The organism is Methylobacterium sp. J-059 (assembly GCF_022829485.1).
Lineage (GTDB): Bacteria > Pseudomonadota > Alphaproteobacteria > Rhizobiales > Beijerinckiaceae > Methylobacterium.
On record NZ_JAKSYA010000143.1, the window covers coordinates 18,409 to 41,111 of the forward strand.

The 22,703-nt window shown below is 72.6% G+C and carries 20 protein-coding genes; 14 read left to right on the forward strand and 6 right to left on the reverse strand.

Annotated elements, in window-relative coordinates; genetic code table 11:
* Window positions 1–135: 135 nt before the first annotated feature.
* From MKK55_RS20995 to MKK55_RS21020, 6 genes are all read left to right on the forward strand, one after another.
* Window positions 136–1,686, forward strand: a complete 1,551-nt coding sequence (locus MKK55_RS20995; RefSeq protein WP_243937478.1) for a Do family serine endopeptidase — start codon at window positions 136–138, stop codon at window positions 1,684–1,686.
* A gap of 217 nt (window positions 1,687–1,903) precedes the next feature.
* Window positions 1,904–2,665, forward strand: a complete 762-nt coding sequence (locus MKK55_RS21000; RefSeq protein WP_243937479.1) for a 5-oxoprolinase subunit PxpA — start codon at window positions 1,904–1,906, stop codon at window positions 2,663–2,665.
* Between the two features lie 4 nt (window positions 2,666–2,669).
* Window positions 2,670–3,425, forward strand: a complete 756-nt coding sequence (locus MKK55_RS21005; RefSeq protein WP_243937480.1) for a 5-oxoprolinase subunit B family protein — start codon at window positions 2,670–2,672, stop codon at window positions 3,423–3,425.
* On the forward strand, window positions 3,422–4,441 hold the full coding sequence (locus tag MKK55_RS21010) for a biotin-dependent carboxyltransferase family protein (protein WP_243937481.1): 1,020 nt from the start codon (window positions 3,422–3,424) through the stop codon (window positions 4,439–4,441). The genes MKK55_RS21005 and MKK55_RS21010 overlap by 4 nt, the downstream gene beginning before the upstream one ends.
* 42 nt (window positions 4,442–4,483) lie before the next feature.
* Window positions 4,484–5,305, forward strand: coding sequence for an FAD binding domain-containing protein (locus MKK55_RS21015; protein ID WP_147728322.1), 822 nt, complete (start codon window positions 4,484–4,486; stop codon window positions 5,303–5,305).
* The gene (locus MKK55_RS21020; protein ID WP_243937482.1) at window positions 5,302–8,220 is read left to right on the forward strand and encodes a molybdopterin-dependent oxidoreductase; all 2,919 of its coding nucleotides are present in this window, start codon (window positions 5,302–5,304) and stop codon (window positions 8,218–8,220) included. The genes MKK55_RS21015 and MKK55_RS21020 overlap by 4 nt, the downstream gene beginning before the upstream one ends.
* A 3-nt stretch (window positions 8,221–8,223) precedes the next feature.
* Here MKK55_RS21020 and hydA read toward each other — a convergent pair whose 3' ends face one another.
* Window positions 8,224–9,633 carry a dihydropyrimidinase gene (hydA, locus tag MKK55_RS21025; protein ID WP_243937484.1) on the reverse strand — a complete coding sequence of 470 codons (1,410 nt, stop codon included), beginning with the start codon at window positions 9,631–9,633 and terminating at the stop codon, window positions 8,224–8,226.
* Window positions 9,634–9,741: 108 nt separating this feature from the next.
* Between hydA and MKK55_RS21030 the strand changes: the two genes are divergently transcribed.
* Complete coding sequence (locus MKK55_RS21030) at window positions 9,742–11,595, forward strand: adenine deaminase C-terminal domain-containing protein (RefSeq protein ID WP_243937486.1); 1,854 nt, start codon at window positions 9,742–9,744, stop codon at window positions 11,593–11,595.
* Here the strand turns inward: MKK55_RS21030 and rutD are convergent.
* From rutD to rutA, 4 genes are read right to left on the reverse strand one after another with little or no spacing between them, the layout of a single operon-like run.
* Entirely contained in the window at window positions 11,564–12,331 is a 768-nt protein-coding gene (rutD, locus tag MKK55_RS21035; RefSeq protein ID WP_243937487.1) for a pyrimidine utilization protein D, read from the reverse strand. The two genes, MKK55_RS21030 and rutD, sit on opposite strands and share 32 nt — an antisense overlap.
* A complete protein-coding gene (gene rutC / locus MKK55_RS21040) occupies window positions 12,331–12,750 on the reverse strand; it encodes a pyrimidine utilization protein C (RefSeq protein ID WP_147727583.1) in 420 nt (139 codons plus the stop codon). Before rutC ends, rutD begins: the two co-directional genes overlap by 1 nt.
* Before the next feature lie 25 nt (window positions 12,751–12,775).
* Complete coding sequence (gene rutB / locus MKK55_RS21045; RefSeq protein WP_243937548.1) at window positions 12,776–13,519, reverse strand: pyrimidine utilization protein B; 744 nt, start codon at window positions 13,517–13,519, stop codon at window positions 12,776–12,778.
* Window positions 13,519–14,619 (reverse strand): pyrimidine utilization protein A, encoded by a 1,101-nt coding sequence (rutA, locus tag MKK55_RS21050; RefSeq protein ID WP_243937551.1) that lies wholly within the window; start codon window positions 14,617–14,619, stop codon window positions 13,519–13,521. The genes rutB and rutA overlap by 1 nt, the downstream gene beginning before the upstream one ends.
* Before the next feature lie 272 nt (window positions 14,620–14,891).
* Between rutA and MKK55_RS21055 the strand changes: the two genes are divergently transcribed.
* From MKK55_RS21055 to tatC, 7 genes are all read left to right on the forward strand, one after another.
* Window positions 14,892–15,377 (forward strand): acyl-CoA thioesterase, encoded by a 486-nt coding sequence (locus tag MKK55_RS21055; RefSeq protein ID WP_243937488.1) that lies wholly within the window; start codon window positions 14,892–14,894, stop codon window positions 15,375–15,377.
* Window positions 15,378–15,460: 83 nt separating this feature from the next.
* Window positions 15,461–17,221, forward strand: coding sequence for an arginine--tRNA ligase (gene argS / locus MKK55_RS21060; RefSeq protein ID WP_243937489.1), 1,761 nt, complete (start codon window positions 15,461–15,463; stop codon window positions 17,219–17,221).
* A gap of 38 nt (window positions 17,222–17,259) precedes the next feature.
* Window positions 17,260–18,675: an SPOR domain-containing protein gene (locus MKK55_RS21065; protein ID WP_243937490.1), complete on the forward strand. Its 1,416-nt coding sequence runs from the start codon at window positions 17,260–17,262 to the stop codon at window positions 18,673–18,675.
* Between the two features lie 231 nt (window positions 18,676–18,906).
* Window positions 18,907–19,914 (forward strand): beta-N-acetylhexosaminidase, encoded by a 1,008-nt coding sequence (gene nagZ / locus MKK55_RS21070; protein ID WP_243937491.1) that lies wholly within the window; start codon window positions 18,907–18,909, stop codon window positions 19,912–19,914.
* Window positions 19,915–20,073: 159 nt separating this feature from the next.
* Window positions 20,074–20,349, forward strand: coding sequence for a twin-arginine translocase TatA/TatE family subunit (locus MKK55_RS21075; RefSeq protein WP_147727044.1), 276 nt, complete (start codon window positions 20,074–20,076; stop codon window positions 20,347–20,349).
* Window positions 20,350–20,448: 99 nt separating this feature from the next.
* Window positions 20,449–21,000, forward strand: coding sequence for a Sec-independent protein translocase protein TatB (gene tatB, locus MKK55_RS21080; RefSeq protein ID WP_243937493.1), 552 nt, complete (start codon window positions 20,449–20,451; stop codon window positions 20,998–21,000).
* A gap of 3 nt (window positions 21,001–21,003) precedes the next feature.
* Entirely contained in the window at window positions 21,004–21,804 is an 801-nt protein-coding gene (gene tatC, locus MKK55_RS21085; RefSeq protein ID WP_147727046.1) for a twin-arginine translocase subunit TatC, read from the forward strand.
* Between the two features lie 127 nt (window positions 21,805–21,931).
* Here the strand turns inward: tatC and MKK55_RS21090 are convergent, their stop codons facing one another.
* The gene (locus tag MKK55_RS21090) at window positions 21,932–22,699 is read right to left on the reverse strand and encodes a DUF1223 domain-containing protein (protein ID WP_243937494.1); all 768 of its coding nucleotides are present in this window, start codon (window positions 22,697–22,699) and stop codon (window positions 21,932–21,934) included.
* Between the last annotated feature and the right edge of the window lie 4 nt (window positions 22,700–22,703).

Below are 22,703 nucleotides of genomic sequence, written 5' to 3' on the forward strand. Positions count from 1 at the left end.
GTCGGCCCGGCGGCGTCCGGCCAACCTGTCGAAACGGTAATGCGCCCGTCACGGGCGGGTGAGGCGCCGGGCCTTAGGACAGGGTCATCGCCCGCCGAGCCGGCGGCGCCGAAGATGTCCCCGGAGACTTGTCGCATGTCCGTTCCGCAGACCCGCACCACCGCCCGCACCAGCCGCCGGGCCCTGGCCTCGGTCGCCGCCGCCGCCCTCATCGCGGGCGGCGCCCTCGGCAGCGGCTATCTGCCGGCCGCTACGCCGGCCCTCGCCCAGGCGCTGCCGCAATCCCCGATCGCCGCGCCGGAGCACCCGCCGGGCTCGTTCGCCAACATCGTCGACAAGGTGAAGCCGGGCGTCGTCTCGGTGAAGGTGAAGCTCGACGACTCCGCGTCCAGCGACGACGAGGACGGCCCGAGCAGCCAGCAGGGCCAGAACCTGCAGAACGTTCCGCCGCAGCTGCGCGAGTTCTTCAAGCGCTTCGGCCAGAACGGCCCGAACGGTGGACCGCCCGGCATGCAGCCGCAGCACCAGGGCCCGCGCGGCGCCGTCGGCTCCGGCTTCATCATCTCCGCCGACGGCTACGTCGTGACCAACAACCACGTCGTCGACCACGCCAAGACCGTGCAGGTGACGCTCGATGACGGCCGGACGCTGGACGCCAAGGTGATCGGCAAGGATTCCAAGACCGACATCGCGCTCCTGAAGATCAAGGATTCCGGCAGCTACCCCTACGTCCAGTTCGGCAAGGCGGCCCCACGGGTCGGCGACTGGGTGGTGGCGATCGGCAACCCGTTCGGCCTCGGCGGCACGGTGACCGCCGGCATCGTCTCGGCCCGCGGCCGCGACATCGGCGCCGGCCCGTACGACGACTTCCTGCAGATCGACGCGCCGATCAACAAGGGCAATTCCGGCGGCCCGACCTTCAACGTCAACGGCGAGGTCGTGGGCGTGAACACCGCCATCGCCTCGCCGTCGGGCGGCAGCGTCGGCCTCGCCTTCGCCATCCCCGCCGAGACCGTGCAGGCGGTGGTCGATCAGCTCAAGACCGACGGCAAGGTCGCCCGCGGCTATCTCGGCGTGCAGGTCCAGCCGGTGACGCAGGACATCGCCGAGGGGCTCGGCATGGCCAAGCCGAAGGGCGCCCTGATCGATCACGCCGAGGACGGCACGCCGGCGGCCAAGGCCGGCCTCAAGTCCGGCGACGTGATCGAGTCGGTCAACGGCAACCCGATCAACGACGCCAAGGAGCTGTCCCGCAAGATCGCGGGGCTGAAGCCCGGCGCCAAGGTTGAGATCGCCTATCTCCGCGGCGGCAAGTCCGACAACGCGACGATCACGCTGGGCGCGCTCCCGACCGACGGGTCGAAGGTGGCCTCCTCGGACACCGGCATGGCCGGCGGCCAGCCGCGGCTCGGGCTGAGCCTGGCGCCGGCGGCGGAGGTCGGCCTGTCCGACAGCGGCGTCGCGGTGGTCCAGGTCGATCCGGACGGCCCGGCCGCCGCCAAGGGCATCGAGCAGGGCGACGTCATCCTCGACGTGGCCGGCAAGAGCGTGACCCGCCCCTCCGAGGTCGCCGAGCAGATCCGCACGGCCGAATCCAGCGGGCGCAAGGCGGTGCTGATGCGGGTGAAGAGCAGCAAGGGCGTGACCCGCTTCGTCGCGATCTCGCTGACCAAGAACGACGGCTGATCCGACACGCGCGCCGGGGCCTCGCCCCCGGCGATCCCGATCGACCCACGCACGGCATCGGCAGGACGCGGACGCGTTCGGCCGGTGCCGTCTCGTCGCGACCGCTCGCTCGCGCCGATGGAACGGATCTTGAACCGGATCGGCCGGGGCCTGCTTCGGAATCCGTTTCCGGGCGCGCTATAGTCGGCTCCGCGAACTCCACGGGATCCGCGACCGGATGGCGAGCGTCGACCTGAACTCCGATCTCGGCGAGGGCTTCGGCGCCTATGCCTGCGGCGACGACGCGGCGATGCTCGCCATCGTCACCTCGGCCAACGTCGCCTGCGGGATGCATGCGGGCGACCCGGAGATCATGGCCGAGACCTTCGAGCGGGCGAAGGCGAACGGCGTCGCCGTGGGTGCCCATCCGGGCTTTCCCGACCTCTGGGGGTTCGGGCGGCGGCGGATGCCGTTCACCGCGCCCGAGATCGAGCGCCTCGTCGCCTATCAGATCGGCGCCGCCGAGGCGCTCGCGGCCTATGCCGGCCATCGCATCGCCTACGTGAAGGCGCACGGGGCGCTCGCCAACCTCGCAGCCGCCGAGCGCGACGTCGCCGACGCGATCGCCCGGGCCGTGCGCGCGGTCGACCGCGACTTGGCGCTGCTCGCCATCGCGCTGACGGCGCAGGTGCCGGCCGGCGAGGCGGCGGGCCTCGAGGTCCACCAGGAGATCTTCGCCGACCGGGGCTACGCCGAGGACGGCCAGCTGATCGCCCGCGGCCGGCCCGGGGCGATGATCGACGGCGCGGAGGAGGCCGCCGGCCGCGTCCTCGCCATGGTGGAGGCCGGCGCGATCGTCACCGCGCAGGGCACCCACCTGCCGACGCCGATCCGCTCGGTCTGCGTCCACGGCGATTCCGCGCACGCGGTCGCCACCGCCCGGGCGGTGCGCGACCGGCTCGAGGGCGCCGGCATCCGCCTCGCCCCGTTCCGGGCCTGAAGAGGTGGGACCGCCTCCGCGCCTGCTCGATGCCGGGGAGGCAGCGCTCGTCGCCGAGTTCGGCAGCGCGGTCGATCCGGCGATCAACGACCGGGTGCTGGCGCTCGACGACGCCCTGCGCGCCGACCCGCCCGCCGGCCTCCGCGAGACCGTGCCGACCTACCGCTCGCTGATGATGCACTACGATCCGCTCGTGCTAGATCGCGCGGCGCTCGCTGCGCGGGTCGTCGCGCTCGCGGACGCTGCCGGTGCGGGCCGAGCCGCGCCGACGCTCTGGACGCTGCCCTGCTGCTATGCCGAGACCAGCGCGGGCGAGCCCTGCGGCGAGGACGTCGCCGCCATCGCCGAGCGCACCGGCCTTTCCGCGGCGCGGGTGGCAGGCCTGCATGCGGGGGCGACCTACCGGGTCTACATGTACGGGTTCGCGCCGGGCTTCGCCTATCTCGGCGGCCTGCCGAGGGAACTGGCGGTGCCGCGCCGGGCAAAGCCCCGTTCGCCGCATCCGGCCAACGCGCTCCTCGTCGGCGGAGGGCTCGCCGCAATCGGCACCGTGCCGATGCCGACCGGTTGGTACGTGATCGCGCGGACCCCGGCCCGGCTCTACGCGCCCGAGCGCGACGAGACCTTCCCGGTCGCCGCCGGCGACCGCATCCGTTTCGCGCCGGTGGACGCCGCGACCTTTTCGGCCCTGGAGCGGCGCGCCGCAGCCGGCGAGGTCGTGGCCCGGCGCGAGGCCTATGCCGGGGACCCGGCGCCGTGAGCCCGCGCCTCGCGATCCTCGCCGCCGGGCCGAGCGTGACGCTGCAGGATGCCGGGCGCCACGGATACCTGCGCTACGGCATCACCTCTGCCGGGCCGATGGACGCGCTCGCCTTCGACACCGCCAACCGCGCCGCCGGCAACCCGCCCGGCGCGACGGCGATCGAGGTCTCGGCCGGCGGCATCGCCGTCGCGGCGGAGGGCGGCCCGCTCGGCCTCGTCCTGGCGAGCACGGGCTTCCGCATCGCCCTCGACGGCCAGGCGCTGCCGGCCGCCGTCGCGCTGACGCTGGAGCCCGGCCGGACGCTCGCGGTGCGGGCGGGCTCGGCCGGGGCATGGTGCTACCTCGCGGTGTGCGGACGCATCGCCGTCGCGCCGGTGCTCGGCTCGACCGCGACCCACACCCGGTCCGGCCTCGGCGGCCTCGATGGCCGCGCGCTGGCGGCCGGCGACAGCCTCGCGATCGACGCGGCGCGCGCCGGCGCCGGCGATCCGCAGGCCCTGGTCGCGCCCTGGCTCGACCGGCCGGCCGACACGATCCGCGTCGTCCTCGGGCCGCAGGACGACGCCTTCGCGGCGGACCAGATCGCGGCGTTCCTCGACGGCCCGTGGACGGTCGCCGGGCGCGGCGACCGCATGGCCTGCTTCCTCGACGGTCCGCGCCTGACCCATGCACGCGGCCACGACATCGTCTCCGACGGCATCGCCATGGGCGCGATCCAGGTGCCGGGCGAGGGGCTGCCGATCGTGCTGATGGCCGACCGGCAATCGACCGGCGGCTACCCGAAGATCGCCACGGTGATCGGCCCCGACCTCGGGCGGCTCGCCCAGGCCCAGGCCGGCACGCGGCTGCGCTTCGCCGCGGTCTCGATCGCGGACGCCGTCGCGGCCCGCAGGGCGGAGGCCGCGTGCCTCGCGCCCGAGATCCGGGTGGAGCCGGTGGTCCGCACCGCATTCCCGTCGGAGCTGCTGCTTGGGCTCAACCTCGTGGACGGCGTCGTCGACGCACGTGGGTGATCGCTTAGGCGGTTGGACGAAGACTTGCTTGGGCGCAGCCGCATGGATCTCGATACGATCAGCTCGGTCCTCACCCCGCGGGAGCCCGGCTCGCTGCCGGGCTGGCGCGCGGGCGACGCGTGGCTCGCCGGCGGCACCTGGCTGTTCTCGGAGCCGCAGCCGCATCTCGCGCGGCTGATCGACCTCACCGCCCTGGCGCTTCCGCCGAGCGCGGCGACCGAAGCGGGCTTGAGCCTGTCGGCCACCTGCACGATCGCCGAGCTGGACCGGATCGAGCTGCCGCCCGCCTGGATCGCCGCGCCGCTCGTCGGGCAGAGCTGCCGGGCGCTGCTCGGCTCGTTCAAGATCTGGAACCGGGCGACCGTGGGCGGCAACCTCTGCCTTGCGCTGCCCGCCGGGCCGATGATCGCGCTCGCCGTGGCGCTCGACGGCGTCTGCACCATCCGCACCGGCGCGGGCGGCGAGCGCCGGATGGCGGTGGCCGAGTTCGTGCTCGGGCCGCAGGCGACCGCGCTCGCCCCGGACGAGGTCCTGCTGCGCCTCGACATGCCGGCCTCGGCCCTCAAGCGGCGCGCGGCCTTCCGCCGGATCTCGCTGAGCCCGAACGGCCGCTCCGGCGCCCTGCTGATCGGCACGCGGGACGCCGACGGCACGCGCGTCGTCACCGTCACGGCCTCGACCCGCCGCCCGGTGCGCCTCGTCTTCCCGGCGCCGCCGAGCGCCCGCGACCTCGCCGACGCGATCGCAACGCGGATCGACGACGCGCTCTGGTACGACGACGTGCACGGCGCGCCGGATTGGCGCCACCACGTCACCGGCCTGCTCGCCGAGGAGATCCGGGCCGAGCTCAGCGAGGGCGCATGAGGATCGTCGTCAACGGCCATGCCGAGGAGGTGGCGCCGCGTCCCGGCCAGTGCCTGCGCACGCTGCTGCGCGAGCAGGGCTGGTTCGGCGTCAAGAAGGGGTGCGACGCCGGCGATTGCGGCGCCTGCACGGTCCACCTCGACGGCGAGCCGATCCACAGCTGCCTGCTGCCGGCGTTCCGGGCCGAGGGGCGCAGCGTCACCACCATCGAGGGGCTGTCCGGCCCGTGCCGGCCGGGGCAGGGGGTGCCGGATCAGGCGCCGGACCCGCTGCACCCGATGCAGGCGGCCTTCGTCGCGGCCCAGGGCTTCCAGTGCGGCTTCTGCACGCCCGGGATGATCATGACGGCGGCGTCCCTCGACCAGGGCCAGAAGCGCGACCTCGGCGCGGCGCTGAAGGGCAATCTCTGCCGCTGCACCGGCTACCGCGCCATCCGCGACGCCATCGCCGGCATCGCCTCGGCCGAGGCGGCGACCGCGAGCGACCCGATCGGGCGCAGCGTGCCGGCGCCCGCGGCGCCGGACATCGTGTCGGGCCGCGCCGGCTACACCTTCGACCTCGCCATGCCGGGCCTGCTGCACATGCGGGTGCTGCGCTCAGACCACGCGCACGCGCGGATCGTCGCGATCGATCGCGCGGCGGCCCTGGCGCTCCCGGGCGTCGTCGCGGTGCTCACTTATGCGGACGTGCCGAACCTGCGCTTCTCCACCGGCCGGCACGAGAACCCGACCGACGACGCGCCCGACACCCGCGTGCTCGACGACACCGTCCGCTTCGTCGGCCAGCGCGTCGCCGCGGTGGTCGCCGAGACGGAAGCCGCGGCCGAGGCCGGCGTGCGAGCGCTCGGGATCACCTACGCGGCGTTGCCGGCTGTGTTCGATCCGGTGGCCGCGATGCAGCCCGGCGCCCCCCTCGTCCACGCGTCGATCGAGCCGGGCGCGGACGCGCCGCCCCACCCGTCGCGTCCGAACCTCGCGGCCGAGGCCCACGGCCTGGTCGGCGACGTCGAGGCGGGTTTTGCCGAGGCGCACCGCATCCACGAGGGCACCTACCTCTCGCAACGGGTGCAGCACGCCCATCTCGAGACCCACGGCGCGATCGGCTGGCGGGACGCGGACGGCCGCCTCATGATCCGCTCCTCGACGCAGGTGCCGTTCCTGACCCGCGACGCGCTCTGCACGCTGTTCGGCCTCGACCGATCGCAGGTGCGGGTGATGGCGGCCCGCGTCGGCGGCGGCTTCGGCGGCAAGCAGGAGATGCTGACCGAGGACCTCGTCGCGCTGGCGGTGCTCCGCACCGGGCGCCCGGTGAAGTGGGAGCTCACCCGCCAGGAGCAGTTCACCGCCACCACCACCCGCCATCCGATGCGGGTCCGGGTGAAGCTCGGCGCGCGGGCCGACGGCACGCTCACCGCGATCCAGCTCGACGTCGTCTCGAACACCGGGGCCTACGGCAACCATGCCGGCGGCGTGCTCCACCACGGCACCAACGAGGTGATCGGCGCCTATCGCTGCCCGAACAAGCGCGTCGACGGCTACGCCGTCTACACCCACACCCTGCCGGCCGGCGCCTTCCGCGGCTACGGCCTCAGCCAGACGATCTTCGCCGTCGAATCGGCGATGGACGAGCTCGCCCGCGACCTCGGCCTCGACCCTTACGCGATGCGCCGCCGCAACGCGGTGCGGCCCGGCGACCCGATGGTCTCGACCAGCCTGGAGCCGCACGACGTCGAATACGGCAGCTACGGCCTCGACCAGTGCCTCGACCTCGCCGAGCGCGCGATGGCGGCCCCCGGCGGCGACCCGGCTCCGGAGGGCTGGCGTGTCGGCGAGGGCATGGCGATGGCGATGATCGACACGATCCCCCCGCGCGGGCATTTTTCGGACGCGCGGATCGCGCTGCGCGCGGACGACGGACGCGATCGGGCCCACCTTTTCCCTCCCCCCGCTGCGGGGGAGGGTACCCTGCGCAGCAGGGGGGGAGAGGGGAGCGCCGCTTCCGGCACTGTCGCTCCCCTCTCCCGACCCTCGCTGACGCGAGGCCCACCCTCCCCCGCAGAGGGGGGAGGGACCCGCGCTTCGCCCGTCGCGCCCGCGCTCTACGAATTGTCCGTCGGCACCGCCGAGTTCGGAAACGGCACCACCACCGTGCATGCGCAGATCGCGGCCGCCGCCCTCGGCACCGCGCCGGACCGCATCCGCATCCGCGCCTCCGACACCGACGCGGTCGGCCACGACACCGGCGCCTACGGCAGCACCGGCATCGTCGTGGCGGGGCGCGCGACGCTGAACGCGGCGGAGGCGCTCGCGCGCGCGATCCTGACCCGGGCGGCGGCGCAGGCGGGCGCCGCGACCGCCGACTGCCGCCTCGAGGGCGACCACGTGATCGTTCCGGGGGGCCGCATCGCGTTGGCCGACCTCATCGCCGAGGGTCCGCTCGAAGCGGAAGGCCGGGCCGACGGCTCGCCGCGCTCGGTCGCCTTCAACGTCCAGGCGTTCCGGGTCGCCGTGCATCCGGGGACCGGCGAGGTCCGGATCCTGCGCAGCGTCCACGCGGCCGATGCCGGCCGCGTGATCAACCCGATGCAGTGCCGCGGGCAGGTCGAGGGCGGCGTCGCGCAGGCCCTCGGCGCGGCGCTGTACGAGGACGTGCGTCTCGACGAGGCCGGCCGCGTGATCACCCAGACGTTCCGGAACTACCACATCCCGGCCTGCGCCGACGTGCCGGCGACCGAGGTGCTGTTCGCCGACACCCACGACAGCATCGGCCCGCTCGGCGCGAAATCGATGAGCGAGAGCCCGTTCAACCCGGTCGCCCCGGCGCTCGCCAACGCGATCCGCGACGCGACCGGCGCGCGGCTCACCGCGACGCCGTTCGCACCGGACCGGATCTTTCGGGATACCGAGGCGGCCTGACCTTCAGCCCGGCACGATGCTCCGGTCGAGCACGCGGCCCTGGCCCGGCACGGACAGCACCCGGCCGTCCTCGGCGACGACCTGCCCGCGCGCGATCGTCATCACCGGCCAGCCGGTCACCGAAAACCCCTCCCAGGGGGTGTAGTCGGCGCCGTGATGGAGCGCCGCCTGCGTGATCTTCTCGCGGCGGTTCGGGTCCCACAGGGTCAGGTCGGCGTCGAAGCCGGGGCCGATCGAGCCTTTCTTCGGATACAGGCCGTAGAGCTTGGCGTGGTTCGTCGCGGTGAGCGCGGCGAACTGGTTCAGCGAGATCCGGCCCTTCGACACGCCCTCGGAGAAGAGCACCGGCAGCCGGGTCTCGATGCCGGGGATGCCGTTCGGGATCCAGCGGAAGGAGGTTCTTGCGCGCGGGTTGAGCTTGCCCTGGGGGTCGTCGTAGCGGAACGGGCAATGGTCGGAGGAGACCACGTCGAAGATCCCGCGCTGCAGGCCGGACCAGATCGCCGCCTGGCTCGCGGCATCCCGCGGCGGCGGCGAGCAGACGTACTTCGCGCCCGACATCGGGTCGTCGCCGATCCCCTTCATGTCCTCGGCCGTCAGCGTCAGGTATTGCGGGCAGGTCTCGGCATGGATCTTCAGGCCGCGCCCCTGCGCCCACGCGATCTGCTCCATCGCCTGCTCGCCCGAGACGTGGACGATGACGATCGGCAGATCGACCAGCTCGGCATGGCTGATCGCCCGATGCGCCGCCTCGCGCTCGACCGGTTGCGGCCGCGACAGCGCATGGCCGAAGGGCCGGGTCTCCCCGGCCTTCTCCAAGCGCTCGCCGAGGTAGCGGATCGCGTCGTAGCCCTCGGCATGGACCATCACGCGGGCGCCCTCGCGCCGGGCGACGTCGAACACGTCGAGGATCTGCCGGTCGTTCAGGACCAAGTCGTCGTACGTCATGAAGACCTTGAACGAGGTGTAGCCGGCGGCGATCAGCGCCGGCAGCTCCTGGCCGAGCACCGCCTCGGTCGGGTCCGAGACGATCAGGTGGATCGCCGCGTCGACGTGGCATTGCCCCTCGGCCAGACCGCGATAGGCCTCGGCCGCCGCGCGCAGGGAGCCGCCGCGCGGCTGCAACGCGAACGGCATCACGCAGGTGTTGCCGCCGGCGGCGGCCGCCCGCGTCGCCGAGGCGAAGTCGTCGGCCATGACGATGCCGGGCCCCGAGGGTTGCGCGATGTGGACGTGGCTGTCGATGCCGCCCGGCAGCACCAGCAGCCCGGACGCGTCGATGGTCCGGGCCGCGTCCGCCACCCGCTCGGCCACCGCGACGATGCGGCCGTCGCGGATGCCGATCTCGGCACGCAGCGTGTCGGCGGCGGTGACGACGGTGCCGCCGCGGATCGCGAGATCGAAGTCGGGCATGGTTTCGCCGCCTCTCGGGTGGAACCTCGGTCCTGTCGACCGGTCCGGCCGCCCTGGCACGATGCGTGCCCGGATCGCCTCCATCCGCCCGCGAGAGTGTCCGACCCGATGTCCCCAGCGCCGCTGAACCGCTTCTCCGTCGTGCCGCTCGCGCAGATGACGCGCCGCCTCGCCGACGTGGCGTCGGGCCGGGCCGAGCCGGACCTCGTGATCGCCGGCGCGCGGGTGCTCTCGACCTATTCCGACCGCATCCTGCCCGAGCGCGAGGTCTGGATCGCGGGCGGCCGGATCGCCGCGGTGAAGCCCGCCGGCAGCCATCGCGGCGGCGCGGCGCGGTTCGATGCGGGCGGCGGGCTGATCGCGCCGGGCCTCGTCGACCCGCATCTGCACATCGAAAGCAGCATGATCACCGCCTGCGCCTACGCCGAGGCGGCACTTCTGAACGGCACGACGACGATCGTCTGCGACAGCCACGAGATCGGCAACGTGCTCGATGCCGACGGCGTCGCCTGGATGCTGGAGGATGCCCGCGCGGCGGCGCTCAACATCTACCTCACCGTGCCGAGCACGGTGCCGGCGACGACGCCGGAGCTGGAGACCGCCGGTGGCGACCTCACCGCCGAGAAGATCGCCGCCCTGTTCGACGCCTGGCCCGAGGCCTTGGGCCTGGGCGAGAAGATGGATTTCGTCGCGGTCGCCGAGGGCGATCCCCGCGCCCACGCGATCATCGCGGCTTCGCTGTCGCGCGGGCGCCCGGTCTCGGGCCACATCTACGGCCGCGACTTCGTCGCCGCCTACGCCGCGTCCGGCGTCACCGACACCCACGAGGCGATCGACCGCGACATCGCCGACGACCTGCTCGACGCCGGCATCTGGATCTTCCTGCGCGGCGGGCCGCCGACGACGCCGTGGCACTCGCTGCCGAAGGCGATCGGCACGGTGGTCGATTACGGCGCCGCCTGGAAGCGAGTCTGCTGCTGCACCGACGACCGCGACGCCGAGGACCTCCTCGCCTACGGGCTCGACTGGGTGGTGCGCGAAGCGGTGCGGATGGGCATCCCGAAGCCGGCGGCCTGGTCGATGGGCTCGCTGCACCCCGCGACGCGCTACGGCCTCGACGGCGAGATCGGCGGCCTCGGCGGCGGCCGGCGGGCCGACCTCGTGCTGCTCGACGACGACCTCGTGCCGCAATCGACCTGGTACGGCGGCGAGCTGGTGGTCGAGAACCGCTCGATCACGCCGCGCCTCGACGCGGCCCTGTCGCGCCCCTACCGCTACCCGGCGCGCGCCTACGCCACCGTCCACCTGCCGGTGCCGGTGCCGTCGCTGATCCCGACGCTGCCGGAAGCCCCCTGCACCGTCAACGCGATCCGCACGACGCTGCCCGGCATCGAGCTCGTCCACGAGCGCATCACGCTCGATCCCGCCGTAGACTGGCCGACGACGCTCGCCGAGAACGATCTGTGCCACGTCGCCGTGGTGGAGCGGCATGGGCTCGGCGGCCACGCCGCGCACGGGCTGCTGCGCGCCTTCGGGCTGAAGCGCGGCGCGGTGGCGAGCAGCGTCGGCCACGATTCGCACAACCTCATCGTCGCCGGGCTGAACGAGGCCGACATGCGGGTCGCGGTCGACGCCATCGCGGCGCATCAGGGCGGGGTCTGCGTGGTCGAGGACGGCGCGGTCGTCGCGATGGTGCCGCTGCCGGTGGCGGGCCTGCTCTCGGACAAGCGCGTCGGCGCGGTCGCCGAGGAGGTCCGCGCTCTGAAGGTCGCCTGGGAGCGGGCCGGCTGCACCATCCCCTACATGGGCTTCAACCTGATCCCGCTCTCGGTGATCCCGCAGATCCGCATCACCGACAGGGGCCTGGTGCTGGTGCCGGAGATGCGCCAGGTGCCGCTGTTCGAGCCGGCCTCGGAGAGTTTCCGCCCAATCAGAGCAGGAAGTCGAACAGCGTCCGGTTGAAGGCTTCCGCCCGCGTGACGCTGTGGGCGTGGCCGCCCTCGGACACCAAGTCGAGGCGGGCCTTGGCGAGGCCGGCGGCGAGGCGTTCGGACGCGGTGTAGGGCACCAGCACGTCGTCGCGGGCGGCCATCACCAGGGTCTCGTGCGGGATCGCGCCGAGCCGCCCGGCCAGGGTGAAGCGCTCCAGCGCGCCGATCCGCGCGAGCACCGTCTCGGGCCCGGGGAAATGCGCCAGCGCATGCGCCTCGTCCGCCGCCACCCGCGCGGCATTCTCGGACAGCCACGGGGCGGGATAGAGGAAGATCGCCTGCGCGCGGACGAAGGCCTCGGGGCCGGCATGGTTCAGGAGCGACTTGCGGGCGGAAAAGCACCGCAGCGTCGCGGAATCGATCGCGTCCCAGCCGTTGATCACGACGATGCGCCCGACGCGCGTCGGGTGGTTGAGCGCCAATTGCAGCGCGATCAGCCCGCCGAGCGCGTGCCCGACGACGTCCGCCCTCGCGGTGCCGGTGGCGTCGAGGACCGACAGCGCGTCCTCCGCCATCGCCGCGATGTCGTGGCCGGGCTCGAGCGGGCCCTTCGAGCGGCCGGTGCCGCGATGGTCGTAGGTCAGGACGCGGAAGTGCGGATCCAGCGCGGGCATCTGCGGCGCGAAGTAGCCCGCCATCCCGCCGAGCCCGGGCGAGAGCAGGACGGTCCGCGCGCCGTCGCCGGCGACATCGTGATGGACCGGCATCAGACCGAGGTGTCGACGGCGAGCGCGCCGACCGGCCTGCCGACATGCGCCACAGAGGCGATCTCGACCAGCGCGTCCGGCTTCACCAGCCCGCACTGGATGCAGTAGCGCGCCGGCTTCTCGCCGGGGAAGTATTCGGCATAGACCGCGTTGATCGCCGCGTAGTCGGCCCAGTCCTTCAGGAAGACGTGGTTGAAGGTCACGTCGTCCATGGTCCCGCCGGCGGCCGCGACGACGCCCTTGATCGTCTCGAGCACGTGGCGGGTCTGGGCCGACGCGTCTCCCACATGGACGACGTTGGCGTCGGCGTCGAGCGGCAGCGTGCCCGAGACGTAGAGCACGCCGTCGGCCAGGGTTCCGGGCACGTAGGGCGCCAGGGGCTTGCCGGTGCCGGGCGGGATCACGACGGTCTTGGGCATTGTGTTCGGGACTTTCCGTTGGCGATCACTCGGCGGCTTCGGTGCGACGCGGCTCGGCACCGAGGGCCCTCTCGAAGGCCGCCACGTCCGAGACCCAGCCGAAGAACGTCTCGATGTTGAGGAGCGCGCCCTCCTGCAGGCTCGGCGGGCCGGCCTGGTGGGTGGCGTCGGCCAGCACGATGCCGAAATATTCGAGGAAGAACCCGTCGCGTAGGGTCGATTCCACGCAGACGTTGGTGGCGATTCCGGTGAAGACCAGGGTGCGGATGCCGCGCGCCCGCAGGGTGCTGTCGAGCGCCGTGTTGTAGAAGCCGCTGTAGCGCGGCTTGCCCATGACGATGTCGCCGGGCTGCGGCTTCAGCGCGTCGATGAGGTCGTAGTCCCAGGTGCCGCGGGTCAGCAGCCGGCTGTTCAGCCCCGGCTGCCGGCGCATGGTCTTCAGCGCGTTGGACTTGTGCCAGTTCGGCGAGCCCGGCCCCCCGGTCTCGACGTAGTCGGCGTCCCATCCGTTCTGGAACCACAGCACGACGATGCCGGCCGCCCGCGCGGCCGCAACGGCGGCTGCGATGCGGCCGATCACCGGCCCGGTCTGCGACACGTCGAAGCCGGCCAGATCGAGGTAGCCGCCCTTCGTCGCGTAGGCGTTCTGCATGTCGACGACGATGAGCGCGGTGGCCTCGGGCGCGAAGGCGATCGGCTCGGGCCGCGCGGGCAGCGTCACGCCGCCGAAGCGGCCGGCGGCGTCGCGGTATCCGGCGGGCGCCTCCATCACGCGACCTCGGAGAGAGTCGCCGCAGCCGCGGCGACGTGCCGGCGGGTCTGCATCAGCGGCTGGATCTTCTGCCCGAAATCGTCGAGCCCCTTCAGGAAATCGTCGAACACCAGCAGCACCCCGCCGGTGCCGGGCACGGTCATCACCGCGTCGAGCATCCGCGCCACGCTCTCGAACGAGCCGACGAGGGTGCCCATGTTGATGTTCACCGCCGAGGTCGGGTCGGCCATCTGGCGCACGTTGGTGTCGGCGCCGGATTTCGTGTCGGCCGCGCCCTGCACGCCGAGCCAGGCGATCGCCTCCTGGTCCGCGCCCGCCTTGTAGTGCTCCCACTTGGCGTGAGCGGCGGCGTCGGTCTCGTCGGAGATCACCATGAACAGCACGTAGGAGGAGACGTCGCGGCCGGTCTTCGCCTTGGCGGCCTCGAGGCGCGCGACCGTCGGCGCGAAGGCGGTAGGGGTGTTCACGCCCTTGCCGAAGCAGAAATTGTAGTCGGCGTAGGTGGCGGTGAAGGCCATGCCGGCCTCGCTCTGGCCGGCGCAGATCACCTTCATCGCACCTTGCGGCCGCGGGCTCAGGCGGCAATCGTCCATCTGGAAGTATTGGCCCTTGAGGTCGCTGCGCCCGGTCTCCCAAAGCTCGCGCAGGATCTGCGCGTATTCCGAGAGGTACCGGTACCGGTCGGCGAAGAAGGCGTCGCCGGGCCAGAGGCCCATCTGCGAATATTCCGGCTTCTGCCAGCCCGTGATCAGGTTGAGGCCGAAGCGTCCCTCGGAGATCGAGTCGATCGTCGCGGCCATCCGCGCCGTGATCGCGGGCGGGAAGCACAGGGTCGGCGCCGTGGCGTAGAGCTTGATCCGCGAGGTGACGGCGGCGAGCCCGGCCATCAGCGTGAACGATTCGAGGTTGTGGTCCCAGAACTCGGTCTTGCCGCCGAAGCCGCGCAGCTTGATCATCGACAGGGCGAAGTCGAGGCCGTAGCCCTCGGCCTTCAACGTCACCGCCTTGTTGAGGGCGAAGCTCGGCTTGTATTGCGGCGCGTTCTCGGAGAGCAACCAGCCGTTGTTGCCGATCGGGATGAAGACACCGACATTCATCGCTGCGGTGGGTTCGTCCATCGGCCACCTCTTCCGAACGCGACCCGACCCGCTCGCGGCGGGCCCGAGACGGGGAACGGTAACCGCTCGAACCAGCCCGTCAAATCGCGGACGCGGCTCTGCACAAAATCTCCGCGGGTTGCTCAGGCGATGCGCGCGATCCGCCCAGACGGGAAGCGATCCCGGGTGCGGATCGAGCCGCCCGGGTGCGCGAAACGCCGCCCGCGATCTGGTAGACCGGGCATCACGTGCCCTGCCCGATGGACGCCGCGATGCGCGAGACGCCTGCCCCGAACGCCGCCACCCCACTCCGCGCCGCCACGAATCGGGCGTCCTATCCGCGCCACGTCCCGATCGGCACGCGCTGGGCCGACAACGACGTCTACGGGCACGTCAACAACGTGGTCTACTACGCGTTCTTCGACACCGCGGTGAACGGCCTGCTGGTCGAAGCCGGTGTGCTCGACATCGCGCGATCCCCGGTGATCGGCCTCGTCGTCGAGACCGGCTGCCGCTACCACGCGCCGATCGCCTTCCCGGACGTGGTCACCGCCGGCGTGCGCGTCGCGCGGATCGGCCGGTCGAGCGTGCGCTACGAGATCGGGCTGTTCCGCGGCGACGCCGACGAGGCCGCGGCCGAGGGCTTCTTCGTGCACGTCTACGTCGACCGCGCCAGCCGCCGGCCCGTCGCGTTGCCGGAGCCGCTGCGCACGGTCCTGCAAGGGTGGACCAGCACCGCGGAGCCGTCCCTGCCGTGACACCTCCGCCCCCCCTTGCTATGGCGCGGGGATGAGACACCGTCGCATCGTCGGGCGCCGGTGCGAGCGGATTTGACACGATCATGAACATCTTCGCCCTGTTCGAGGCGCGCGTGCGCGAGGCCGTCGAGGCGCTGGTCCGCGGCGGGACGCTGCCCGAAGGCCTCGACCTCGCCCGGGTCGTGGTCGAGCCGCCGCGCGACGCGAGCCACGGCGACCTCGCCACCAACGCCGCCCTGGTGCTCGCCAAGGAGGCCAAGACCAACCCGAAGGCGTTGGGCGAGGCGCTGGCCGCCGAGCTGCGCACGGACCCGCGCGTGGTCGGAGCCGAGGTCGCCGGCCCCGGCTTCATCAACCTGCGCCTCGCGCCCGCCGTGTTCCACGACGTTCTGCGCGGCGTGCTGGCCGATCCCGCCGGCTATGGGCGCGGACGGATGGCGGGCGGCCCGGTCAACATCGAGTACGTCTCGGCCAACCCGACCGGCCCGATGCATGTCGGGCACGGCCGCGGGGCGGTGTTCGGCGACGCGCTGGCCAACCTCCTGGTCGCCGCCGGCCGGCAGGTGACGCGCGAGTACTACATCAACGACGCCGGCGCCCAGGTCGACGTGCTCGCCCGCTCCGCCTACCTGCGCTACCGCGAGGCGCTGGGCGAGGAGGTCGGGGCGATCCCCGAGGGTCTCTATCCCGGCGACTACCTCGTGCCGCTGGGGCAGGCGCTGGCCGAGACCCACGGCCGCGCGCTGCTCGGGCAACCGGAATCCGAATGGCTGCCGGTGGTGCGCGAGACCGCCATCGCCGCGATGATGGCGATGATCCGCGGGGACCTCGCCGCGATCGGCATCCACCACGACGTGTTCTTCTCCGAGCGCACCCTGCAGGGGGAGGGCGGCGGCGCGGTCGCCGCGCTGCTCGCGGAGCTGCGCGAGAAGGGCCTCGTCTACGAGGGACGCCTGCCGCCGCCCAAGGGGCAGGTGCCGGAGGATTGGGAGGACCGCGAGCAGACCCTGTTCCGCACCAAGGATTTCGGCGACGACACCGACCGGCCGCTGCTGAAGTCGGACGGCTCCTACACCTACTTCGCCTCCGACATCGCCTACCACCGGGCGAAGTACCTCGCCGGCGCCACCGAGCTGATCGACGTCCTCGGCGCCGACCACGGCGGCTACGTCAAGCGCATGCAGGCGGCGGTGAAGGCGGTCACCGACGGGCGGGCGAGCCTCGACGTGAAGCTGTGCCAGCTGGTGCGGCTGTTGCGCGCGGGCGAGCCCGTGAAGATGAGCAAGCGCTCGGGCGAGTTCGTGACGCTCCGCGAGGTCATCGACGAGGTCGGCCGCGACGCGATCCGCTTCATGATGCTCTACCGCAAGAACGACGCGACCCTCGATTTCGACCTCGCCAAGGTGGTCGAGCAGTCGAAGGACAACCCGGTCTTCTACGTCCAGTACGCCCATGCCCGCATCCGCTCGGTGCAGCGGCAGGCACGCGAGGCGTTCCCCGACTTCGATCCCGCCGATGCGGCGGCGCTGGGGGATGCGGACTTCGCGCTGCTGTCCGATGCGGGCGAGGCCGAGATGCTGCGGCTGATCGCGCAATACCCCCGCGTGCTGGAGGCGGCCGCCGCCGCCCACGAACCGCACCGGATCGCGTTCCACCTCTATGAAACGGCGAGCAGCCTGCATAGTTTCTGGAACAAGGGCAAAGACTTGCCGCAATTACGGTTTGTTAATCCAACCGACCGAAAGTCGACTCGGGCGAGGCTGGCGCTGATCGAAGCGCTGCGAGGCGTCCTGGCATCCGGTCTCGCCGTGCTTGGCGTGAGCGCTCCGGACGCGATGCGATGAGTGCGCCCCCTAAGTCGGCGTAGGATAAGGATGCTGCCATGACGAACGCTTCGCGTGCGCCTGTCGATTTCGACGCCTTCGCGCGCGATCTGCAGCAGCCTTCGCCGGCCCCGCGGGCCGTCGAACCTGCCGCGCAGAAGCCCGACCCGCTGGCGGAACTCGCCCGCATCGTCGGCCAGGACGATCCTTTCCGCGCCCTCCTCGCCGCCCGCGACGACCGGCGCGAGCCCGCCCCCCAGGCGTCCGCCCATCGCGGCCGCCAGGAGCCGAGCTTCGGCAACGAGGCCGCCCATCATCCGAACGATTACGCCGAGCCGCAGCGCAACACCCCGGCCGACGCGTTCGACCAGTATCTCGCCTCGGTCGACCACGGCTCCGACCAGCCGGTGGCCTACGGCGACGCGCAGACCTACCAGGACGGCGGTTCCGAGGCCTACGACCAGCGCAGCCTGAAGCGGGTGAAGCCGCGCCGGCGGCTGGTCACGGTCGGTGCGGGCGTCGCCGTCGTCGTCGTCGCGGTGACCGGCGCACTGACCTACAAGGGCCTGAGCCGCGGCGGCAGCGGCGGCGGCGTGCCGGTGATCCAGGCCGACACCTCGCCGGTGAAGGTCGCGCCGAAGGTCGCCGACGGCGTCGAGATCCCTGACCAGAACCGCCAGATCTACGAGCCCAAGGCCAAGGACAGCCAGATCCGCATCGTCAACCGCGAGGAGCAGCCCCTCGACGTGGCCCAGGCCGCCCGCGCGGCGCAAGGGCAGGATCGGCCGGCACAGGATCGCGGCGAGACGGCCAACCTCACGCCGGGCTCGGCCTCGTTCGACGTGTTCGGCCAGCCGCGCAAGGTCCGCACCGTCGTGGTCCGGCCGGACACCCCGCCCCCGGCGGTCCAGCGCGAGGCCCAGGCGGAATCGTCCCCGATCTCGCCGGTCCCGACCATGACGCTGCCGGGCGACGATGCATCCGCCGCACGCCCCAAGCCCGGCCGGATGGCGGCGGCTTCGACGCCGCAGATGCCGAGCCAGACCGCGACCGCGCAGCCGCCCTCGCAGCCCGCCGCAACGCAGGCGCCGCCGGCGCCCGAGCGCACGCCCGCTGCGGCGGTCCCGCCGCCGGCCAAGCCGAAGGCACCGCAGCGCGTCGCCGCCGTCGCGCCCGAGGCCGCCGTCCCGGTCGAGGCCCCGGCCACGACGGCGACCGTGAGCAACGCCGCCGTCGGCGGGTTCTCGGTCCAGCTCGGCGTCCGCACCAGCGCCAAGGAAGCCCAGACCGCCTTCCGCGAGATGCAGGGCAAGTACAGCCAGCTCGCCGGCAAGCCGGAGCTGATCCGCCAGGCCGAGGTCAACGGCAAGACGATCTTCCGGGTCCGCGTCGGGCCGCTGGCCAAGGCGGAAGCCACGAGCCTCTGCACCGAGCTTCAGGGCGCCGGCGGACAGTGCTTCGTCGCCAAGAACTGAGCCCGCCTCCACAAAACCCGCGTCGGCGGATCGCCTGAGATCGGCGATCCGCCGGGGCCGCGCCTGAGTCGGCGGCGCAACACCCGAGCGTGCGCGGACCGATGGTCCGGCAGACGTCGCGGTTTGGCCTTGCGGCGCGGGCATCTCCTGTCGGACGCTCGCCACGGATTCGTATTCTTCGTCCGGGCAGGCGATGCCCGCAACCCAACCCTCCCGGGAAGACCGTCCCCGATGACCTCCCGTGCCCTGATCCTCGGCTGCGCCGGCAAGACCCTGTCGCCGGACGAGACCGCGTTCTTCCGCGACGTGCGGCCCTGGGGCTTCATCCTGTTCAAGCGCAACATCGGCACGCCGGACGAGGTCCGGGCGCTGACCGCGTCGCTGCGCGCCACGATCGGCCGGGACGACGCGCCGATCCTGATCGACCAGGAGGGCGGCCGGGTTCAGCGCATGGGGCCGCCGCACTGGCCGGCCTACCCGGCCGGCGGGCGCTTCCGCCGGCTCGACGGGGCGGCCGCCGCGATGGCGCGGCTCGGCGCGCGCCTGATGGCGCACGACCTCGCCGACGTCGGCATCAACGTCGACTGCGCGCCCGTCCTCGACGTGCCCGAGCCCGGCGCCCACGACATCATCGGCGACCGCGCCTACGCCACGACGCCGCAGCAGGTGGCCGAGATCGGCCGGGCGGTGGCCGAGGGCCTGATGGCCGGCGGGGTGCTTCCGGTGATGAAGCACATCCCCGGGCACGGCCGCGCCGCCTGCGACAGCCACCACGGCCTGCCGGTGGTCGAGGCGAGCCTCGAATCCCTCGCGGCCCAGGATTTCCGGCCCTTCCGCGCCCTCGCCGACCTGCCGATGGCGATGAGCGCCCACGTGGTGTTCACGCAAATCGATCCCGACCGGCCGGCGACCCAGTCGGCGCCCGTGATCGCCGACGTGATCCGCGGCGCGATCGGCTTCGACGGCCTGCTGATGACCGACGACCTGTCGATGCATGCCCTGACCGGGCCGTTCCGCGCCCGGGCCGAGGCGGCCTTCGCCGCCGGCATCGACGTGGCGCTCCACTGCAACGGCGACGCGGACGAGATGCGCGCCGTGGCGGAGGGCACACCGTCGCTGGCCGGCGCCGCCCTGCGCCGCGCGGAGGCGGCGCTCGCCCGGCTCGGGGGCGCCCGCGACGGCCTCGACCTGCCGCTGGCCCGTGCGCAATTCGCCGCGGCCCTGGCGCAGGCCGCCTGACGGGGCGCGGTCCCCGCATGGGATTGCCGGGGCGATCCGGGTTTGACCGCTTGTGTTAACCCGGCGCGGTCCCTAGGTTCTGCCCGAAATTCAACCGCGGACACGTGCCGACGCGGACACGTCTCTCACGATGCGTGACCCGTGGCGCAGGAGGTTGCCATGGGCAGCATGAGTATCTGGCACTGGGTCGTCGTCGCCGTCATCGTGATGCTGCTGTTCGGCCGCGGCAAGGTCTCTGACCTGATGGGCGACGTCGCCAAGGGCATCAAGGCGTTCAAGAAGGGCATGGCCGAGGACGAGGCGCCGACGCAGGCCGCGACCCCGCCCGTCGCCCCGGCCGAGCCCGTCCGCACCATCCCGCATGCGGGCGAGACCAGCCCCGGCACCGCGATCCCGGCGAGCCACCTGCCGCAGGGCGAGCGCAAGCCCGTCTGAGGAGGCCCGGGCCCGCGCCCCCGCGTGGGGGCACGGCTCATTTCCCGAGGCCCGTCGGCGCCGTGGCGACGGGCCCGAGGCTGCAGGACCGTCGACGACATGCTGGACATGAGCTGGGGGGAGGTGATGCTGATCGGCGGCGTCGCCCTCATCGTCATCGGGCCGAAGGACCTGCCGAAGGCGCTGCGCACCGTCGGGCAGGTGACGCGGAAGGTCCGCCGCATGGCGGGCGAGTTCCAGATGCAGTTCAACGAGGCGATCCGCGAGGCGGAGCTCGACGACGTCCGCAAGGAGGTCGACGGCATCCGCGACACGGTGCGGGGCGCGAGCGGCGGCTTCAACCCGGTCCAGACCATCCGCGACGAGCTCAAGGGCGCCGTCGAGGCCCGCGCGCCGAAGCCGAGCTCGGCGACGCTGGCCGACGCCACCGCGCAGCTGAAGGCGGCCGAGAGCGCGGCTCCGACGACCGGCGGCGCCTACGACGTGCCGAAGGCCCTGGAACAGCCCGTCGCCCAGCCCGTCGCGGAAGTGCGGGCCGCCCCCGAGCCGCTTCCCGTCCCGGGCTCCGTCGACGACCCCTACGGGCCGGCCCCGGACCCGACGCCCGCGCCACACGGCCCGGCCCCCTCCGCACCGGCCGCAGGCCATTAAGCGATGATCGACCAGACGGACGAGGCCGAGATCGAGGCGTCGCGGGCGCCGCTCCTCGACCACCTGATCGAATTGCGCGCACGGCTGATCAAGTCGCTGATCGCGTTCGTGATTATGTTCTTCGGGTGCTTCTTCTTCTCGCGCGAGATCTACAACATCCTCGTCCACCCCTACGTCTCGATCGTCGGGGTCGAGAACGCCAAGCTGATCGCGACGCACTTCCTCGAGCAGGTCTTCACCAACATCAAGCTCAGCGTCTTCGGCGCGGCGTTCCTCGCCTTCCCGGTGATCGCGACGCAGATCTACGCCTTCGTCGCCCCGGGCCTGTACCGCAACGAGCGCAAGGCGTTCATGCCCTACCTCGTCGCCACGCCGGTGTTCTTCGTGCTCGGCGCGCTGGTCGTGTTCTTCCTGGCGATGCCGCTGCTCATCAAGTTCTCGGTGTCGCTGCAGCAGGTCGGCGTCGCCGGCGAGCCGACGATCGCGCTGCTGCCCAAGGTCGACGAGTACCTCTCCCTGATCATGACGCTGATCTTCGCCTTCGGCATCGCCTTCCAGCTGCCGGTGATCCTCACGCTGCTCGGGCAGATCGGCATCATCGACGCCAAGTTCCTGCGCGAGAAGCGGCGCTACGCGATCGTCCTCGTCTTCGTCGCCGCCGCCGTGCTGACGCCGCCCGACGTGATCTCGCAGCTCTCCCTCGCGCTGCCGATGCTGCTGCTCTACGAGGCCTCGGTGTTCTCGGTGTCGCGCATGGAGACGCTGCGCGCCCGCCGCCGCATCGCCGAAGGGCTCGACCCGTAGGACCGAGCCGCGACGCCGGGCGTCGATGACGACGGGGCATGACCCGGCTGCGGGTGAGGCTCGATTTTGAGGATCCCGGGCGGGGCTTGCTCCGGTTCGAGGCTCCGTGCCGCAGCGACCGGGTCCCTCAGAGACCGGGTCCTTTGGCGGCGCCGAATATCCTGGCCGGCCGACCGCCGACCGTCCCCTGAACCACCACGACCCAGGCATCCGCCTCCGCGACGCGGGCCGCCGTTCGGGGCACCTCGAACCGTACCGCCTGGCCGGTCCAGGGCCCGAGGCGCTGCAGGCCGCGCACGACGTTGACGTAGGTGGCGGTTCGGCCGCGGTTCTCGCCGCCGCCGATCGCGACCGGGCGGCTGCGCAGGACCGGAACCAGCCAGACGTCGCCCTTCAGATCCGCCTTCGGTACCGGCTCGGCCCCGATCTCGATCACGATCCGCTCGTCGCGCTCCTCGCCGCGGACCGGCACGGGGAGACCGCCGCGGGCGTTCGCCTCGCGCAGCAGCTTCTCCAGGGCGGCCCTGTCCGAGGCGACGGTCGAGGCGGAGCCGTTGATCACGGCCTGGGGGGTGAACATCTGGCGCGCGCCGTGCACGCCGGAATAGGCATGCTGCCGCTCGCCGAACGGGCGCTGAGCCAGGGTGTCCTTCCAGCCGAGATAGTCCCAGTAGGTCACGGGAAGCGTCAGCGCGAGGATGCCGGGCTGGCGGGCGAGGTCGCCGATCACCGGATCGGCCGAGCGGCAGGCGGCGCAACCCTGGCTGGTGAACAGCTCGACCACCGCGCGCAACGGCTCGGCCGCAGCCGGACCGCACGGCAGGCCGGCCGCCAACGCCGCGAGCAGGACGCGGATCCGGACGAACGCGTGGGAACGAGCGTGGGTCGCCGTCATCGCC

Bases quoted from the DNA above. Each gene is read 5' to 3' on its own strand.
- rutC (WP_147727583.1), bottom strand. From the start codon at position 12,750: ATGCCCAAGACCGTCGTGATCCCGCCCGGCACCGGCAAGCCCCTGGCG.
- MKK55_RS21020 (WP_243937482.1), top strand. From the start codon at position 5,302: ATGAGGATCGTCGTCAACGGCCATGCCGAGGAGGTGGCGCCGCGTCCC.
- rutB (WP_243937548.1), bottom strand. From the start codon at position 13,519: ATGGAGGCGCCCGCCGGATACCGCGACGCCGCCGGCCGCTTCGGCGGC.
- MKK55_RS21075 (WP_147727044.1), top strand. From the start codon at position 20,074: ATGGGCAGCATGAGTATCTGGCACTGGGTCGTCGTCGCCGTCATCGTG.
- rutD (WP_243937487.1), bottom strand. From the start codon at position 12,331: ATGCCGGTCCATCACGATGTCGCCGGCGACGGCGCGCGGACCGTCCTG.
- tatC (WP_147727046.1), top strand. From the start codon at position 21,004: ATGATCGACCAGACGGACGAGGCCGAGATCGAGGCGTCGCGGGCGCCG.
- MKK55_RS21030 (WP_243937486.1), top strand. From the start codon at position 9,742: ATGTCCCCAGCGCCGCTGAACCGCTTCTCCGTCGTGCCGCTCGCGCAG.
- MKK55_RS21000 (WP_243937479.1), top strand. From the start codon at position 1,904: ATGGCGAGCGTCGACCTGAACTCCGATCTCGGCGAGGGCTTCGGCGCC.
- rutA (WP_243937551.1), bottom strand. From the start codon at position 14,619: ATGAATGTCGGTGTCTTCATCCCGATCGGCAACAACGGCTGGTTGCTC.
- MKK55_RS20995 (WP_243937478.1), top strand. From the start codon at position 136: ATGTCCGTTCCGCAGACCCGCACCACCGCCCGCACCAGCCGCCGGGCC.
- nagZ (WP_243937491.1), top strand. From the start codon at position 18,907: ATGACCTCCCGTGCCCTGATCCTCGGCTGCGCCGGCAAGACCCTGTCG.
- MKK55_RS21065 (WP_243937490.1), top strand. From the start codon at position 17,260: ATGACGAACGCTTCGCGTGCGCCTGTCGATTTCGACGCCTTCGCGCGC.
- MKK55_RS21090 (WP_243937494.1), bottom strand. From the start codon at position 22,699: ATGACGGCGACCCACGCTCGTTCCCACGCGTTCGTCCGGATCCGCGTC.
- hydA (WP_243937484.1), bottom strand. From the start codon at position 9,633: ATGCCCGACTTCGATCTCGCGATCCGCGGCGGCACCGTCGTCACCGCC.
- argS (WP_243937489.1), top strand. From the start codon at position 15,461: ATGAACATCTTCGCCCTGTTCGAGGCGCGCGTGCGCGAGGCCGTCGAG.
- tatB (WP_243937493.1), top strand. From the start codon at position 20,449: ATGCTGGACATGAGCTGGGGGGAGGTGATGCTGATCGGCGGCGTCGCC.
- MKK55_RS21055 (WP_243937488.1), top strand. From the start codon at position 14,892: ATGCGCGAGACGCCTGCCCCGAACGCCGCCACCCCACTCCGCGCCGCC.
- MKK55_RS21015 (WP_147728322.1), top strand. From the start codon at position 4,484: ATGGATCTCGATACGATCAGCTCGGTCCTCACCCCGCGGGAGCCCGGC.